Origin of the sequence: Jannaschia faecimaris (assembly GCF_900107415.1) — a bacterium.
Lineage (GTDB): Bacteria > Pseudomonadota > Alphaproteobacteria > Rhodobacterales > Rhodobacteraceae > Jannaschia > Jannaschia faecimaris.
The window spans coordinates 1-16431 of sequence record NZ_FNPX01000001.1 but is presented as its reverse complement, the minus strand read 5'-3'; the positions used below and the strand labels follow the sequence as shown (position 1 = coordinate 16431).

At 58.7% G+C, this 16431-nt stretch carries 15 protein-coding genes; 12 read left to right on the top strand and 3 right to left on the bottom strand.

Going from position 1 to position 16431, the window contains the following annotated elements:
* Window positions 1-23: 23 nt before the first annotated feature.
* Window positions 24-575 carry an ActR/PrrA/RegA family redox response regulator transcription factor gene (locus BLV27_RS00065; protein WP_092640426.1) on the top strand — a complete coding sequence of 184 codons (552 nt, stop codon included), beginning with the start codon at window positions 24-26 and terminating at the stop codon, window positions 573-575.
* Window positions 572-919, top strand: a complete 348-nt coding sequence (locus tag BLV27_RS00060; RefSeq protein WP_092640423.1) for a hypothetical protein — start codon at window positions 572-574, stop codon at window positions 917-919. The genes BLV27_RS00065 and BLV27_RS00060 overlap by 4 nt, the downstream gene beginning before the upstream one ends.
* On the opposite strand, the gene BLV27_RS00055 is transcribed toward BLV27_RS00060, so the two are convergent.
* Genes BLV27_RS00055 through BLV27_RS00045 form a run of 3 tightly spaced genes read right to left on the bottom strand, consistent with a single transcriptional unit; the run spans window position 916 to window position 2485 of the window.
* Window positions 916-1314, bottom strand: a complete 399-nt coding sequence (locus tag BLV27_RS00055) for a DUF2177 family protein (protein WP_092640420.1) — start codon at window positions 1312-1314, stop codon at window positions 916-918. The genes BLV27_RS00060 and BLV27_RS00055 overlap by 4 nt on opposite strands.
* Window positions 1315-1340: 26 nt before the next feature.
* Complete coding sequence (locus BLV27_RS00050; RefSeq protein ID WP_211605466.1) at window positions 1341-1814, bottom strand: GNAT family N-acetyltransferase; 474 nt, start codon at window positions 1812-1814, stop codon at window positions 1341-1343.
* Window positions 1815-1873: 59 nt separating this feature from the next.
* Window positions 1874-2485, bottom strand: a complete 612-nt coding sequence (locus tag BLV27_RS00045) for an HD domain-containing protein (RefSeq protein ID WP_092640414.1) — start codon at window positions 2483-2485, stop codon at window positions 1874-1876.
* 692 nt (window positions 2486-3177) lie between these two features.
* Between BLV27_RS00045 and BLV27_RS00040 the strand changes: the two genes are divergently transcribed.
* The 10 genes from BLV27_RS00040 (at window position 3178) to BLV27_RS00005 (ending at window position 16095) form a co-directional block, all read left to right on the top strand.
* Window positions 3178-6159: a PKD domain-containing protein gene (locus BLV27_RS00040; protein WP_092640412.1), complete on the top strand. Its 2982-nt coding sequence runs from the start codon at window positions 3178-3180 to the stop codon at window positions 6157-6159.
* A 307-nt stretch (window positions 6160-6466) separates the two neighbouring features.
* Window positions 6467-7855 carry an adenosylhomocysteinase gene (gene ahcY, locus BLV27_RS00035; RefSeq protein ID WP_092640409.1) on the top strand — a complete coding sequence of 463 codons (1389 nt, stop codon included), beginning with the start codon at window positions 6467-6469 and terminating at the stop codon, window positions 7853-7855.
* Window positions 7856-7879: 24 nt separating this feature from the next.
* Window positions 7880-8110, top strand: coding sequence for a hypothetical protein (locus tag BLV27_RS18960; RefSeq protein WP_139176523.1), 231 nt, complete (start codon window positions 7880-7882; stop codon window positions 8108-8110).
* A gap of 545 nt (window positions 8111-8655) precedes the next feature.
* A complete protein-coding gene (locus BLV27_RS00030; protein ID WP_092640406.1) occupies window positions 8656-9021 on the top strand; it encodes a hypothetical protein in 366 nt (121 codons plus the stop codon).
* Window positions 9018-9164, top strand: coding sequence for a hypothetical protein (locus tag BLV27_RS19250; RefSeq protein ID WP_170831306.1), 147 nt, complete (start codon window positions 9018-9020; stop codon window positions 9162-9164). The genes BLV27_RS00030 and BLV27_RS19250 overlap by 4 nt, the downstream gene beginning before the upstream one ends.
* 423 nt (window positions 9165-9587) lie before the next feature.
* The gene (locus BLV27_RS00025; RefSeq protein ID WP_092640403.1) at window positions 9588-9929 is read left to right on the top strand and encodes a DUF2853 family protein; all 342 of its coding nucleotides are present in this window, start codon (window positions 9588-9590) and stop codon (window positions 9927-9929) included.
* Between the two features lie 177 nt (window positions 9930-10106).
* The gene (gene clpB / locus BLV27_RS00020; protein WP_092640400.1) at window positions 10107-12722 is read left to right on the top strand and encodes an ATP-dependent chaperone ClpB; all 2616 of its coding nucleotides are present in this window, start codon (window positions 10107-10109) and stop codon (window positions 12720-12722) included.
* 221 nt (window positions 12723-12943) lie between these two features.
* The gene (locus BLV27_RS00015; protein ID WP_092640397.1) at window positions 12944-14455 is read left to right on the top strand and encodes an FMN-binding glutamate synthase family protein; all 1512 of its coding nucleotides are present in this window, start codon (window positions 12944-12946) and stop codon (window positions 14453-14455) included.
* A gap of 127 nt (window positions 14456-14582) precedes the next feature.
* Window positions 14583-15485, top strand: coding sequence for a protein-methionine-sulfoxide reductase catalytic subunit MsrP (msrP, locus tag BLV27_RS00010; protein ID WP_092640394.1), 903 nt, complete (start codon window positions 14583-14585; stop codon window positions 15483-15485).
* A gap of 4 nt (window positions 15486-15489) precedes the next feature.
* Window positions 15490-16095, top strand: coding sequence for a protein-methionine-sulfoxide reductase heme-binding subunit MsrQ (locus BLV27_RS00005; protein ID WP_092640391.1), 606 nt, complete (start codon window positions 15490-15492; stop codon window positions 16093-16095).
* The last annotated feature ends 336 nt before the right edge of the window (window positions 16096-16431 follow it).

Here is a 16431-nt window from a genome sequence, read left to right as displayed (position 1 = left end):
ACAAGGGCACCGGGAGAAACGCTGTGAGCGACACCACCCTCGATATTGGACCTGACAAGACACTGTTGCTGGTCGACGACGACGAACCTTTCCTGCGCCGGCTTGAACGGGCGATGGAAAAGCGCGGCTTTGAAGTGCAAGCCGCCGCAACCGTAGCCGAAGGTATGGCCAAGGCCACGCTGCGGCCCTCGGCCTATGCCGTGATCGACCTGCGGCTGGAGGACGGAAACGGTTTGGACGTCGTCGAGCGATTGCGCGAGAAACGACCGGACGCACGTATCGTCGTGCTGACCGGTTATGGTGCCATTGCCACCGCTGTCGCGGCCGTCAAAATCGGGGCGACGGACTACCTGTCGAAACCGGCAGACGCGAACGATATCACGCAGGCCCTTTTGGCCAAGGGCGACGATTTGCCTCCGCCGCCCGAGAACCCGATGTCTGCCGACCGGGTGCGTTGGGAGCATATCCAGCGCGTTTACGAGTTGTGCGACCGCAACGTGTCGGAGACGGCGCGGCGATTGAACATGCATCGACGGACCTTGCAGCGCATCTTGGCGAAACGGTCACCCCGGTGATCCGGTCGGTCGCGGTGCTTGGCGTGGCGGTCCTGACGGCATGTCAGCCCGGCGCGACGGCCCGGACTGCCACGCTTGTGGGACAACCGGGGCTGAGCCTTGCGCCTGCACCGGGCGGTTTGATCGTGGTCGGGTCCGGCGGGCGTGAAATCGGATTTGGCCGTGACCAGAAAGGTGCTCTGGAAAGCGTGGCACGCGTGGAAGAAGCCGCTCCGCAGCCAACCGTCTGCGGGAATGGACGGGACGGTTTCCTCACGAAAAGCGGCTTGCGGCTGGTATTCGAAGATGGTCGCTTCGTTGGATGGGAAGGCGCGCCCGGTCGTGCTGGCCGGAGGTGCGCCTAGGAGAAGGCCTTGACGGCCCAGACACCTGCGCCGGCCGATGTGGCGGTCAGAACGGCACCCCATGTGGTATCTACCGCGACCATCTGCCAACTCCAATCGCGCATGATAGACATGCTTGTGAACTCATAGGTGCCATAGGCCACCGCGCCCAGGACCGCGCCACCGATTACCGCCGACAAGACATTTCCGTCGCGCAAAGCCGGGAGCGACACGAGGAAAAGAATTCCGGCGATGTAGAAGAGGTAGAACACCGCCGCCGGACCGAAGTTGATCGGGCTTCGGATCAGGTCGCCCAAGTACTTCTCGAACAGTGGCTTCATGATATTCGACAGCATAACTGCATCAAGCACGGCAAACACGATCAGTGTTGCGGCGTAAAGAATGACGATCTGCATCGGCCTGCGTCCTTTGTTCTGTGGTTTCAAAGACGATAGGTCATCGCGATGCTTTGCACAGGGGGGCGGCCGGATGCCGGGTCGCCGCGCGGGCTGAGGCGTTCGAACCCGCGGGACTGATAGTAGATCAGGCCGCCCGCGTTCGATGCGCGGACGCGCGCATGGATATGTGTAAAGCCGGCCGTCTTGGCCGCCTTCCGCGTAAAGTCGAACAGACTGGCACCGATGCCGATGCCTTGCGTCTCGGGGGCAACGAATGTCGCGATTTCGCAGGTGGTGGCTGGAAGGTCAGGATGCGGTTCCACCCATTGAAAGCCCAGAACGTCTCCGGCCCGTTCGGCCAGATGCCAGACGGTGCTGAGGGCCATCCAATCCAGAAGTTCGTCGGCCATCATCGGGGGATGCGTGGCCGTTGGGCCGCCCCGCGCGACGATCGCGTTGATCAGGCGCGCCATCGGACCTGAGTCGAAGGCGCGCGCGGGACGGATGTGGACAGACATCATACCACGGGGCTAGCGCCCAGACCGGGCGGCACGCAAGCTTTTCGATGTTTGCGGCCCTAGCATTCGTCACAGGCCGCCAGGAGCGTGGCGTGGCGGATGAGAAACTCGGTCCGAACCTTTGCCGGGGGGCGCAGGGTGATCGTCAACCCGTCAAGGACACCTGCGGACGGTTTGCCGAAAAAGCGATCAGCCTCGGGGAAGGAGAACCCCGCGATCTGGGTGGCCTCCAGCCATGCGGACAGCTTGTCCGCCCGCTTGATCCGTTTCTTGAGGCCGGTCGGGGTCTGCGCGGTAAGGCCGAAACGCAGATTGATCGCGGCCTGCAATTTATCGTCGAGCGAGCCGTAGCTGGGGCCCACGGCGGCCTTCACGGGGGAGATCATGTCGCCGATCACGTATTCGGGTGCATCGTGAAGCAGCGCGGTAAGAAGGTCGTGCGGACCCGCCGACGGATCGAGCCGGGCGAAGATATCGACCACAAGGAGAGAATGTTCGGCGACGGAATAAGGCCAGTCACCCCGTGTCTGACCATTCCAACGCGCGACGAAGGCCAACCCATGGGCGATGTCCTCGATTTCGATATCGACAGGGGTTGGGTCCAAAAGGTCGAGACGGCGGCCCGAGAGCATCCTCTGCCAGGCGCGGGGGGGGAGCGGGTTGCGTACCATGCCGCTTGTCCTAGCCGGACAGCGGACCAATGCAACCACATCGTGGCGTGCGAGGTCACGCCGATCGGTCAGTTCGAGCGCATCTGGTCGAGGGCCCCTGCGCGACAAGGCTGATTGGCTCAACGCCAACGCTGCTGCCAACCTGACCGCCTTGCCATCGCTGAATCGCCGTGCGGCGCTGAAAGAGAGCACGGCGTCATCTACACCCCTGGTTGGTGGTTCGCCGCGGAATTGTTGCAGCGCTTCCCTAAGGGCGCGGAATAAAGACCTGACGGTATTCTTCAGCTGTGCGCCGAAAAATAAAGCAGTAGTGTGCCGCCCGTTCAAGTCGCGGAAGCGGAAAAAAGATTATGCCATTTAATTGTTCCATACTTGGTGAATCCTGGGGATTTATGAAGTATTTTATCAAAATTACTTCCGGGAAAGCTCTGGTCAGCAATATAGGGCTTAATAAAGGGGTATCTCTGTCAATGCTCAAGATCGGGTGCGCAGGCGGTGAGTAAGCGATCCTGGAGTGCTGTCGCTGTTAACGGTTTATTAAGACTTATCTCAAACATGTGACCATGGCAGGCGCGAATTCGATTGCGTCCGATTTGGTGGCTTCATTTAGTAAGCTTATCTTGAGCTGATCCGGTTCGGCGATTGCCACACTATCGCCACATTTCGGCGAATTTGAAAAGGACGAAATATTTATGAATATTGCGAATGATGTATTTGTGTCGTCGGCGGCCGAACTAACTGCGGCATTGGATGCGGCGACCGGCGGCGAAACGATCTGGTTGGCAAGTGGCCACTATGGGGATTTGGGCATTTCACCTAAGCATCTGACGAACTCCCAAGGTGTCTATGACAGCAAGGTCACGATCCGTTCCGTTGATCCCGATGATCCGGCCGAGCTGTCGGGTGTGAATATATCTGGCGGCCAGAACATTCACTTTGCAGACTTGAAGTTCGAGTTCGCCCCGCAGGAGGGCGACGGGACGCGGACGATCATGTTCAATGTTCGAAACTGGTCTCCGGCCGACCGCGATGCGGAGAACATTTCAGTTGAAAACTCCCTCTTCACCGGCCTGCCTGTTTCGGAGGAGAATGGGGGCGATCCAAGTAATCCGGAAGACGTTTACGCACATGATGGTAATGTCGCGGGTCTTAGCACGGGCGTCGCTTTTTCTGCGAGGGGGGTTCAGGATGTCACGTTCACGGGTAATGAGGTCACCGGGTTTTTCCGTGGTGTAGTCTTCAGTGAATCTGACAACGTTGTTTTCACTGAAAATTACATCCATGACTTGCGCTCGGACGGAGCGAATTTCGCCGCTGTCACGAATGTTCTCATCGAGGGGAACGAAATTCGCGACATGACCCCCTGGCGCCACGAAGATGCGATCGGCAAGGGTGATCATGCTGACCTTATTCAGTTCTGGACAGCTGGCACGACGACGCCTTCCGAAAATATCGTGATCCGTAACAACCTTCTTCATGTATCGGAAGGCGACGCCTCTCAGTCAATTTTCATGCGAAACGAGATGGTCGATTCCGGGGGTGCAGGCCTGGAAATGTTTTATCGAAATATTTTGATCGAAGATAATCTGATATACAATTCTCAGGCCAATGCGACTCGGGTTGGTGAGGGTATAGATATAACGATCCGAAACAATACATACATTCACAACACGGATCACTCGGGGAGTTCGGTCAACACACCCGCAATCAGGGTTGCGCTGGATTCCCAGAATGTGATCATTGAGAACAACATCGTGCCTCGGATCGCCAACCAAGAGGCGATGGAGGGGCTCGGATTCTTGATCCGGAACAATCTTGTCACGCAGAATACTGACCCCAACGGTGAAAACTATGTTGGTAACTTGTTCATTGACGCGCTTTCCGGCCGGTATTCTTCCGTGGTTGACTTGCAGCTGCTTCCGGGAAATCCCGCGGTGGGATTAGGTATTGGGGCGGAAATGTCGCAATTCAACGAGACACCCGAAGCTCTGACAGCTATCGCGCTCACGACGTCAGGCGCATTTTCTGGTGATGATTTTCAATTCACCTTCGATGCAGGCCTTACGGCAGATGCGCAGGGGTTTACCGATGATCGCGTATCCTATCACTGGGACTTCGGCGATGGCACTGAAGCCAGCGGGTTGAACGCCGGGCATCGTTATGAGGCACCCGGTGAATACGTCGTGACGCTGACTGTCACGAGCGTCGATGGCGTCACATCGGTAAACCAGACGATGGTTGAAATTGATAATCCAACATTGTTCACGCTTGGGCTGTCTGAGAGCGGTGTTTCAGATGCATCATCGTATGAGACGGCAATCACGGGCGAAGGTGTATCTGACGCTATCGTTACTCTCGAGGATGGCAGTCTGGCCTATCACCTCACGAATGATTCAACTTTGACTTTGGAACGTAGTGCCAGCCAGCTCTACAGTCATGACCAGTTTACGTTCAGTCTGGATCTTAAGCGCGATATGGCCACCGATGGCGGCGGCTATGTGATGATGTGGATTAGCTCGATGCGACTGCGTATGGATGACGAGGGATTCGTAACCTTTGACTTCTGGAACGCCGATGAGGAGCATTTCGAGCTCGTGTCACAGGGGGCGATCCAGGATACCGAGTGGCACAATCTGGCCATCAGCTACAATTCGCACGAACAAGAGGCGGTCCTTTATCTGGATGGGGAGGCCTTTGGCAGCGGACATTTTGAGGGCTTCACAGACGTACAGGAAAGCTGGGGTATGCAACTTGGATACACCTTTAAGGACAACTTTGAAGGATTGATCCGGAACGTGAGTCTTTCCAACGTTTCTATTGGGGAGACGGTCGAGGTTACACCGCTTCCGGAGGTGCCGAATCCAACCGTAGACCCGACCATTGAAAATCAAACCTACGTTCAAGAGGGCGGCTACGTTCAAGGTGGGACCGAGCTGAGCGACCTGATGATCGGCACCGTGGGTGACGATGTCGTGAAGGGCCTTGATGGAGATGACGTCTTCCGAATGGGGGCCGGCGATGACCTGGTGAATGCCGGTGCTGGCGATGACCTAATGTATGGCGGTGATGGCAACGATATCCTTCAAGGGTTTGCCGGCACGGACACCGCCTATGGTGGCTCTGGAGACGATTTGATCTATGCCAACATCGCGTATGGGGAGGCCGGAAATGACAACCTGCGCGGGGGTAGCAGTAGTGACTATCTCGTCGGCGGCGATGGCAATGACTTTATCCAAGCGGGGGAAGCCGACGATGTTTTGATCGGTGGGAGTGGCGCTGACGTAATGAAAGGTGGCAACGGCAACGACGTCTTGGTCGCCGATATGGACGACCTGACCATTAATGGTGGCGCAGGGACCGATATCGCGCTGTTTTTCGCCGCGCAAGGTTCGTTCCAGTTTGCTGACAAAATGGTCGTGGGCGTCGAAGAACTGGACTTCACGAATGCACTACAGAACACGGTGGAGGTGGGCTCGATTTCGAACCTCCGGCAATCGGATACTGACGAGCTCATAATCAGGGGCGATGTGGGTGATATCGTCAGGAGTGACCTTGATCTTGACTATGTCGGTCAGGATGTTCGCGACGGTGTGACGTATGACAGATACGCTGCGAGCGACGATGCCACATTCTTGCTTGTTGATGTGGATATGACAGTCGACTGGACGCTCTGACTCGGTGACTCGCGCGCCGCGTTGGCGGCGCGTGGGCCATGGCTGCCCGGTAGATCCGACACTCGGGTTGAACCGAGAACGGGGCCGTTGTTGCGGGTGCAAAGACGGGAAGAGGCAGGCAAAATCGGATGTCCCTATCATCCTGAATACAGGCGCAAACGGACCGCACAGGTGAGGTGAAACATGCCCTTAAATGAGCATGTACATGTCGCATGATATGTCGCGGCATCATGCCCTGTCTCGTTGTTGTGCGTTTTGCACCTGCCTGCTAGGTCCGCCCCAACCGAATTTCGCAGGAGAGCGAGAGATGACCGACTACGCCGTGAAAGACATCAGCCTGGCCGCCTACGGCCGCAAGGAACTGGACATTGCCGAGACCGAAATGCCTGGTCTGATGGCGCTTCGCGAGGAGTTCGGCGAGGCAAAGCCGCTGAGCGGTGCGCGGATTGTCGGGTCGCTCCATATGACAATCCAGACGGCCGTCCTTATTGAAACACTGACGGCACTGGGTGCCGATGTTCGCTGGGCCTCGTGCAACATCTTCTCGACGCAGGACCATGCGGCGGCCGTCATCGCCGAAGCCGGAGTGCCGGTCTTTGCAATCAAGGGGCAGTCGCTGACCGAGCATTGGGACTACCTCGACAAGTCGTTTCAGTTCGCCAAAGGCGCGAATATGATCCTCGATGATGGTGGCGATGCGACGCTTTACGTCTTGCTGGGCGCACGTGTCGAGGCCGGAGAGACCGACCTGATCGAAGTGCCGACGTCCGAGGAAGAAGAGGCCATCTTCGCGCAGATCAAAAAGCGGATGGCCGAGACACCCGGTTGGTTCACCAAAACGCGCGACGCGATCAAGGGCGTATCGGAGGAGACGACCACCGGCGTGCACCGCCTGTACGACCTCTACAAGAAAGACCAGTTGCCCTTCCCGGCAATCAACGTGAATGACTCCGTCACCAAGTCAAAGTTTGACAACAAGTACGGCTGCAAGGAGTCTCTGGTTGATGGCATCCGCCGCGCCACCGACGTCATGATGGCCGGCAAGGTTGCCGTCGTGTGTGGCTATGGCGACGTTGGCAAGGGCTCCGCTGCATCGCTGGCCGGGGCGGGTGCGCGGGTGAAGGTGACCGAAGTGGACCCGATCTGCGCGCTTCAGGCGGCGATGGACGGGTTCGAGGTTGTGATTCTGGAAGATGTGATCGACACGGCTGACATTTTCATTACCACCACCGGCAACAAGGACGTTATCCGCGTCGAGCACATGCGCGAGATGAAGGACATGGCGATCGTTGGAAACATCGGTCACTTCGACAATGAGATCCAGGTCGCCAACCTGAAGAATCACAAGTGGACCAACATCAAGGAACAAGTGGACATGATCGAGATGCCCTCGGGCAACCGCATCATCCTGCTTTCCGAGGGGCGTCTGCTGAACTTGGGCAACGCGACTGGCCATCCGTCGTTCGTGATGTCCGCGTCCTTCACCAACCAGGTGCTCGCGCAGATGGAGTTGTGGACTAAGGGCGAGGAGTACAAGCCCGGCGTCTACATTCTGCCCAAGCATCTGGACGAGAAGGTTGCGCGCCTTCACTTGGGACGGATCGGCGTGAAGTTGACCGAGCTGAAAAAGGAGCAGGCGGACTACATCGGCGTGACGGTAGAAGGCCCGTTCAAGCCTGAACATTATCGCTACTGACGCGGAAATTCTCTGAAGATACGAGTGAATCCCACGCTTTGCGGGCGATGGCGGGAATTCGGTGGCTGGGTGATCAAGCGGCGCTTTCGGGCGCTGCTCGGTCGGTCGGCCGAAGGCCCCAGCCACTCGATGCCCGATGCCGATATTATCCCGATGAACGCTACCGCAAAACCGACTTGGCAGTTGGGTTATCGTTTCGGCCACTTTTCCATGGTGGATACTCGGAAAAGCGCTACTGACGTGGTTTGTGCTTGAGCGTATCTCCAGTGCTCGGTCGGGCCGTTTTTGGAGGCTAAATTGACATTAAGATCGTCTGGCCAGCGGCTGCCAGATTGGCCGCACCGGCATTACCAGACTGGTAGAAGTGGCACCTCGCAGCAGTGGCATCTGCACGCCATAAGCCGGTGGGATGCGGCGAAAGGCATCCTTCGTTGAGTGCGCCTTCCATATGGTCCCAACCTGTCTGCACTGATTGATCAATAATAGCGCAGTCTTGGCGGCGAGACTCCCTTCTCTGCTTCGCCTGAGCGGGATGTCGGTCCCCCGTTGAGACCAGTCTTCGATTGATCAGCGGACAACAAGGCGAATCCTGATCGTACCGGAATCTTCCGCACGCAAAGGAGTTCCATGAAGCTTCGAGCATATCCCCGGACCGGTCTGCTTGTTCGTTTTGGAACTTTATGGCGGCCTAGACCGCGGGAATTTCCGCTCAGCCAAAAGGTGCCGGAAAGGAATTTTGTTGAGGACCGGAAAGGATTTTAAATCGGTTTTCCGGTGTCTTCAGTCAGGAGGATGAACCAATGAAAAACTTGTTTCTGACGACTGCCGTTTTGGCCTTGGTGGCCAATGCCGGACTTGCGCAGGATGCGACGTCTACCGCGCCCAGTGCAACATTGGAGGCACCGGCGGCGGGCACTGACGTTCCCGGTCCCGATGTCGCCGCGCAAAATGCGGATACAATGCATACCGATTCTGGGAACAGGTCAATGTACGGCCTCTTCGCCGATACTGCGGTGCGCGACCTTGTGGGGAAAAACGTTCTGGACAGCACTGGTGAGGACGTCGGTGAAATCGAGATCCTGATCCGAAAGGGCGGGGCGTTCAGGTCATTGTTGGCGTTGGCGGTTTACTGGGGCTGGGCGAACATGACGTTGCGATCCCTTTGACCGATTTCGTCAATACCGAGCGTGGCCTTATGCTGCCGGAGATGACCGAGGAGGAAATGAAAGCCATGATCGCCTTTGACGGTGCGGCCGAGTCGTTGCCGCTGAACGTTACGGTTTCAGGCGATCCCATTGAGGAAGAGTAGATGCCAAACCCAACCGAGATGGGAGAGATCGCAGTCACGCCGGACGCGACCACTCCGATCGCAAGCGGGACGGGGACCGATAGCAACTGAGTCTGGCAAACGGCGTCCACCCCGAGCGATTGCGCATTCAGAGCCTTGATGCCATTTGCCTGACCCCGCTTGGCTTGATGTTCCGATGCGGGGTGTGGGCGGATGGCGCGAAATTACGGGGTGCGGCTGCTATATTGCTGTGGAGGGGCTTGAGGGCTCCGGCATAGGAACGTTGCGCGCGTGGAGTGGACCATTTCCATCAGCTTTTGCCCGGCTGGTCCCCCTTGTGGTCAGAGTCGCGCAACTTTTCCTTTATTTTCGCAGCCTGCAAGGCAATCATCTTGCCCAGGGGCGCAGCACGGTGCCCGGCTTCACGACCAAGGGGGACATCTGATGAGCAAGCGTGACGAACTGATCGCGAAATATGCCGAAGCACTCAAATCCAAGGCGGGCATGACACCCGACATCGACCTTCTGACCAAAGTCACAATCGGCTGCGGGCCGTCGATCTACAACGCTGACAGTGAAACTGTGGCGGCCAGTCAGCCTAATGAATTGGAGACGGTCAAGAACAACTTTCTTATCAAGAAACTGGGCCTTTCGGATGGTCCCAAGCTGGACGAGGCCATTGATGCCGTGATCGAGAAATACGGCAAGTCGGAGCGCAACAAGTACCGCGCCTGCATCTATTACATGCTGACCGTTCATTTCGGAAAGCAAAGCGTCTACGGCTGAGACCGGACTGACGGACACAAAAGGTGTCGCTCTGACGGGGCGACACCCTTTTCATGTTTCACGCAAGGGCAGACTTGCAGCAGGCCCGATTGCTCCCCATTTCCTTAGTGAGGTCCGCGACCTTGCCGTGCCTGTTTAGGGCGGCGTTTCCAGCGGATGCTTTCAAGGAGAAATGACATGAACGTTGAAAAGTTCACAGAACGCGCACGCGGCTTTTTGCAGGCCGCCCAGACGATCGCAACGCGCGAAGGGCATCAGCAGCTGATGCCGGAGCATCTGCTCAAGGCGATCATGGATGACGAACAGGGCATGGCCGCCAACCTGATCTCGGCGGCCGGTGGTGCGCCGGACCGGGTAAGGCAGGCCGTCGACATTTCCGTTTCCAAACTGCCCAAGATCACTGGCGATGCGGGTCAGGTCTTCCTGAGCCGGGATGTCACGCGCGTTCTGGATGAGGCGGAGACAGTCGCCAAGAAGGCTGGTGACAGTTTTGTTCCGGTCGAGCGGATGCTGATGGCGCTGGCGATGGTGAAATCGCGCGCGAAGGACGCGCTGGACGCGGGCGCGGTGAATGCGCAGGCGCTGAACGCCGCCATCAACGACGTGCGCAAGGGCCGGAAGGCGGATTCTGCCTCGGCCGAGGACACGTACGAGGCGCTGGGAAAATATGCCCTCGACCTCACGCAGCAGGTACGCGACGGCAAGATCGACCCGATCATCGGTCGCGACGAGGAGATCCGCCGCGCGATGCAGATTCTGAGCCGTCGGACCAAGAACAACCCTGTGCTGATCGGTGATCCGGGCGTCGGAAAAACGGCCATCGCCGAGGGTCTGGCCCTGCGCATCGTCAACGGCGACGTGCCCGAAAGTTTGCGTGACAAGCGTTTGATGGCGCTCGACATGGGCGCGCTGATTGCGGGCGCGAAATATCGCGGTGAGTTCGAGGAGCGGTTGAAGGCCGTGCTCTCCGAGGTGACGGCGGCCGCCGGCGAAGTCATCCTGTTCATTGATGAGATGCACACGCTTGTTGGCGCGGGCAAATCTGATGGCGCGATGGATGCGGCCAATCTGATCAAGCCGGCGCTGGCGCGGGGCGAGTTGCACTGCATCGGGGCGACAACGCTGGATGAATACCGCAAGTATGTCGAGAAGGACGCGGCCTTGGCCCGGCGTTTCCAGACGCTGATAATCGACGAGCCTACGGTGCCGGACACGATCAGCATCCTGCGCGGTATCAAGGAGAAGTACGAGTTGCACCACGGCGTGCGGATCTCGGATTCCGCGCTGGTGGCGGCGGCGACGCTTTCGAACCGCTACATCACCGACCGGTTCCTGCCCGACAAGGCGATCGACTTGATGGACGAGGCAGCCAGCCGTCTGCGGATGGAAGTGGACAGCAAGCCCGAGGAGTTGGACGCGCTGGACCGTGATATCCTGCAAAAGCAGATCGAGGTTGAGGCGCTGCGCCTTGAGGACGACCAGGCGTCCAAGGATCGTCTTGAGACGTTAGAGCGTGAGCTGGCCGACCTGCAACAGCAGTCCGCCGAGACGACCGCGGAATGGCAGGCCGAGCGGGATAAGCTGAACGCTGCCCGCGATATCAAGGAACAATTGGACCACGCCCGTGCGGAACTGGACGGGGCCAAGCGCGAGGGCAATTTCGCCCGCGCCGGGGAGTTGCAGTACGGTCGCATTCCCGAGTTGGAGAAAGCCCTTGTCGAAGCCGAAAGCCGCGAAGGCGACATGATGGTCGAAGAGGCCGTGCGCCCCGAACAGATCGCCAGCGTTGTCGAGCGCTGGACAGGCGTGCCGATGTCCAAGATGCTGGAAGGTGAGCGTGAGAAGCTGCTTCGCATGGAGGAGGAACTGGGGCACCGCGTCATTGGCCAGAAACAGGCGGTCACCGCCGTCGCCAACGCCGTTCGCCGCTCGAGGGCCGGTCTGAGCGACGAAGCGCGTCCGCTGGGGTCATTCCTTATGCTTGGACCTACTGGTGTGGGCAAGACGGAGTTGACGAAGGCGTTGGCCGAGTTCCTGTTCGACGACGATGGTGCGATGGTGCGCATCGATATGTCCGAGTTTATGGAAAAGCACTCGGTCAGCCGCCTGATCGGCGCGCCTCCGGGCTACGTCGGCTATGAGGAGGGCGGTGTTCTGACCGAGGCGGTGCGCCGTCGCCCCTATCAGGTCGTGCTGTTCGACGAAGTCGAAAAGGCGCACCCGGATGTGTTCAATGTCCTGCTTCAGGTTCTGGACGACGGTATCCTGACGGACGGTCAGGGGCACCGAGTCGACTTCAAGCAGACACTGATCATCCTGACGTCGAACCTTGGCGCGCAGGCGCTGAGCCAGTTGCCGGACGGGGCCGATGCCACGCAGGCCAAGCGGGACGTGATGGAGGCGGTCCGCGCCCATTTCCGACCCGAGTTCCTCAACCGTTTGGACGAGACGATCATTTTTGACCGTCTTGCGCGGGAGGACATGGCCGCCATCGTGGACATTCAGATCGCGCTGCTGGCCGAGCGGTTGGCAGGTCGCAAGATCCAGTTGGAGCTGGACGATGAGGCACGGGCGTGGCTGGCCAACGAGGGCTACGACCCGGTGTTCGGCGCACGCCCCCTGAAGCGGGTGATCCAGCGTGCGCTGCAGAACCCGCTGGCGGAAATGCTGCTTGCGGGGGACGTCGGGGACGACAGTGTTATCCCGGTCAGCGTCGGGCCGGATGGCCTGATCATCGGTAGTCGTATCGCAACATCGGAGCGGCAGCCGCCACAGGATGCCGTCGTACACTGATCGACGGTGAAACAGTAAAGGCCCCCAAAGTTCGGGGGCCTTCTTCATGACCTAGGCACAGGATGGCGAGCCGGTAACATCGCCGCTTTATCGAAGTTCCCTGGGGGAAGACACGCGACAGGACAGGAAAGGTCTCGCGCAGCCATCGTCAACTTTGGGCCAGCCCTTGCTTCCCCTCTGTTCGTTGCCCAAGCTTTGCGCTGACACTTGGGGAGCGTGGTATGGAAATGGTGGAATGGACGGCTTGGGTGATTGAGGCCCTGGCCCTCGGGTTCGTATTCCTGATCGGCATCGCGATGGCAGTGGCCCTGGTGCTTTTCGTGATCGACCGGATCCAGACCGAGGACGCGATCAGACGAAATTATCCCGTCATCGGCAGGTTCCGTCACATATTCACCGAACTGGGCGAGTTCTTCCGGCAGTATTTCTTTGCGATGGATCGGGAAGAATTGCCTTTCAATCGCGCGCAGCGGGATTGGGTGAAGCGGGCATCTGACGGCAAGGGCAACACCGTTGCATTTGGGTCGACGCGCAACATCGGTGTCCCCGGAACGCCGCTCTTCGTAAATGCAGCCTTTCCGCCGCTTGATCAGCAGGCCGCCAAGACCGAGCCACTGATCATCGGGCCCGGAACGCGCGAGCCCTATGTTGCGCCGTCAATCTTCAACCTGTCGGGCATGTCGTATGGCGCGATTTCCAAACCGGCGGTGCAGGCCCTCAGCAGGGGCTGCAAGGAGGCGGGTGTCTGGATGAACACCGGGGAAGGTGGGCTAAGTCCCTATCATCTGGAGGGGGGATGCGACGTGGTGTTCCAGATCGGCACGGCCAAGTTCGGTGTGCGCGACGAGGCAGGAAACCTGTCGGACGCAAAGTTGAAGGAGGTGGCCGCGCATCCCGAGGTCAAGATGTTTGAGCTAAAGCTCGCACAGGGGGCAAAGCCAGGCAAAGGCGGCATCCTGCCCGCCGCGAAGGTGAACAAGGAGATCGCGGAGATCCGGGGCCTGAATGTCGGTCAGGCGGGCATTTCGCCCAACCGTCATGCCGATGCGTCGAACGTCGATGAGTTGTTGGACCTGATCGGCCGCATTCGCGACGTGACGGGGAAGCCGGTCGGGATCAAGACAGTCGGTGGTGCCGAGGAGCCATTTCTGGATCTGTTCGAAGCCATCGCTCGGCGCGGCGTGGACAGCGCCCCCGACTTCATCACGATCGATGGCGGTGAGGGCGGCACCGGGGCGGCACCGATGCCGTTGATCGACCTTGTGGGAATGTCCATCCGCGAGTCTCTGCCCATGATCTCGGGGTTGCGCGATGCCGCGGGCCTGAAGGGGCGGATCCGGCTGATCGCTTCGGGCAAGCTGGTGAATCCGGGCGATGTGGCCTGGGCGCTCGCCGCGGGGGCGGACTTCGTGACATCGGCGCGCGGCTTCATGTTCAGTCTGGGCTGTATCCAGGCGCTCAAGTGCAACAAGAACACCTGCCCCACGGGGATCACGACGCACGATAAGCGCTTCCAGAAGGGTCTGGTTGTCGAGGACAAGTGGCGCAAAGTCGCTCGCTATGCCGAGGGGATCGTGAACGAGGTGGAGATCATTGCCCATTCGGTCGGCGTAACGGAACCGCGCCAGATGCGCCGCCGTCACGTGCGGCTTGTACAGGCCGACGGACGCTCAATTTCGATGCATCTGGTCCATCCACGACCGGAATATGCGCGGCGTACTGCCGCAGAGTAGGGAACCAGCGGACCTCCGGATTGCTTACAATCACGTGATTTGGCGCTTCTTGAGTGCCGAGCGCAGGATATTTCGAGTAGTGTCCGGTGCAATACGATCAATTTCGACTGACCAAGTGAGGCCCTAAATGTTCAAGCCCGACCTGACTCGCGCCGACGTGACGCCCGAAGGCGTCTGGCTGAATCGCCGCAAGCTGATCGCTGCAATGGGGGCCGGCTCGGTCGTGGGGGCATTGGGCTTGCCCGCCACAGCAGCGGCCGATGGTGAGCTTGAGCCACATACTTGGGAGCAGATCACGGGCTACAACAACTTCTATGAGTTTGGCACAGGCAAGAGCGACCCGGCCGAAAACGCGGGAGCGATGGAAACAACGCCATGGACGGTCAAGATCGACGGCCTTGTCGAGAACCCCGGCGAGTTCAGCCTTTTGGATTTGGTCGGTGACATTCCGACGGAGGAGCGTATCTATCGCTTTCGCTGCGTCGAGGCGTGGTCAATGGTCATTCCGTGGAACGGGTTCGAACTCAACAAGCTGCTCGCCAAGGTCGGCGTGAAACCCGAAGCGAAATTCGTGGCGTTCGAGACGGCCGTTCTGCCCGACGTCATGCCCGGCGTTCGCTCTCCGATTCTGGACTGGCCCTACCGCGAAGGCCTCCGTCTGGATGAGGCTATGCATCCGCTGACGATCATGGCGACAGGGCTTTATGACAAGCCGATCCCGAACCAGAACGGTGCCCCGATGCGTTTGGTCGTGCCGTGGAAATACGGTTTCAAGTCAATCAAGTCGATTGTTCGCATCTCGTTGGTAGAAGAACAGCCGCATGCGACGTGGAACAACATGCTCCCGCGCGAATACGGGTTCTATTCCAACGTGAACCCTGAAGTTGATCACCCCCGATGGAGTCAGGCCAGCGAGCGCGTGATCGGGACCGGCCTGTTTGCCGATCGGATTGATACGCTGCCCTTCAACGGGTACGCCGATCAGGTCGCATCCCTCTACGACGGCATGGATCTGCGGGAGAACTTTTGATCCGATGAGCGCTGTGGCTGCCATTGGGCTCCAGATATCTGGCGCGGCGCGCAAGGTGCCGACTTGGCCGGTCTATCTGTTCGGGATCTTTCTCGGCGCTTTTGCAATCTGGGACGGGTTGACTGCGATTGATCCGGTGGAGGTCCTGAGCCACAATTTCGGGATGCTGGCCCTTCGTTTTCTTCTGGCGTCGCTGTGCATCACGCCGCTGCTGCGATTTGCCAGGATCAACCTCGTGAGATTTCGCAAGGCGCTTGGTCTTCTGGCTTTCGGTTTTCTGACCTTCCACTTTCTAGTGTGGATATTCTTGGACCTTGGCATGCGCTGGGGGCTTGTCGGTGCAGAGATCGTCAAGCGACCCTATCTTGCCATCGGCTTTATCGCCTTTATCCTGCTGGTCCCGCTTGCGGCCACCTCTTGGCAGGCGGCCTTCCGAAAGATGGGTGCCCAGGCTTGGGCGCGATTGCACCGGCTCGTTTATGTCGCTGTTATTCTTGGTGCCGTGCATTTCGTGATGCAGGAAAAGGTATGGACGACGGAATCGTTGATCTACCTCGCGATTGCGGTCGGTCTTGTCGGACTACGATTCACATGGATTCGCCATTGGTAGCTTTTGTGTCCTAGCGATTTCGACGTGAGGGTAACATCCGACTCGGGAAGCGCCCCCGGCAAGCAATATCATCAAGCCGAACCGCCCGCCGTGGCGGCAAGTTGGCGTATGCGACTTGAGGAACGGGTTATGGATGAATGGTTCAAATAATTGATAATAAGTGTTTTTCTTCAGTAATATCGGAAACATCCAATTTTTCTCCAAAAAGCGCTTGCGGACCTCGGAGTGGATACGTAAATCCCCTCTCACCGGCGGCGCTGATGCGCTACGGTGGCCCGCGGGTCTGACGGACTGGAGACGGTCTGGACGGTTTACGGGGATGAATATTGAGGTATC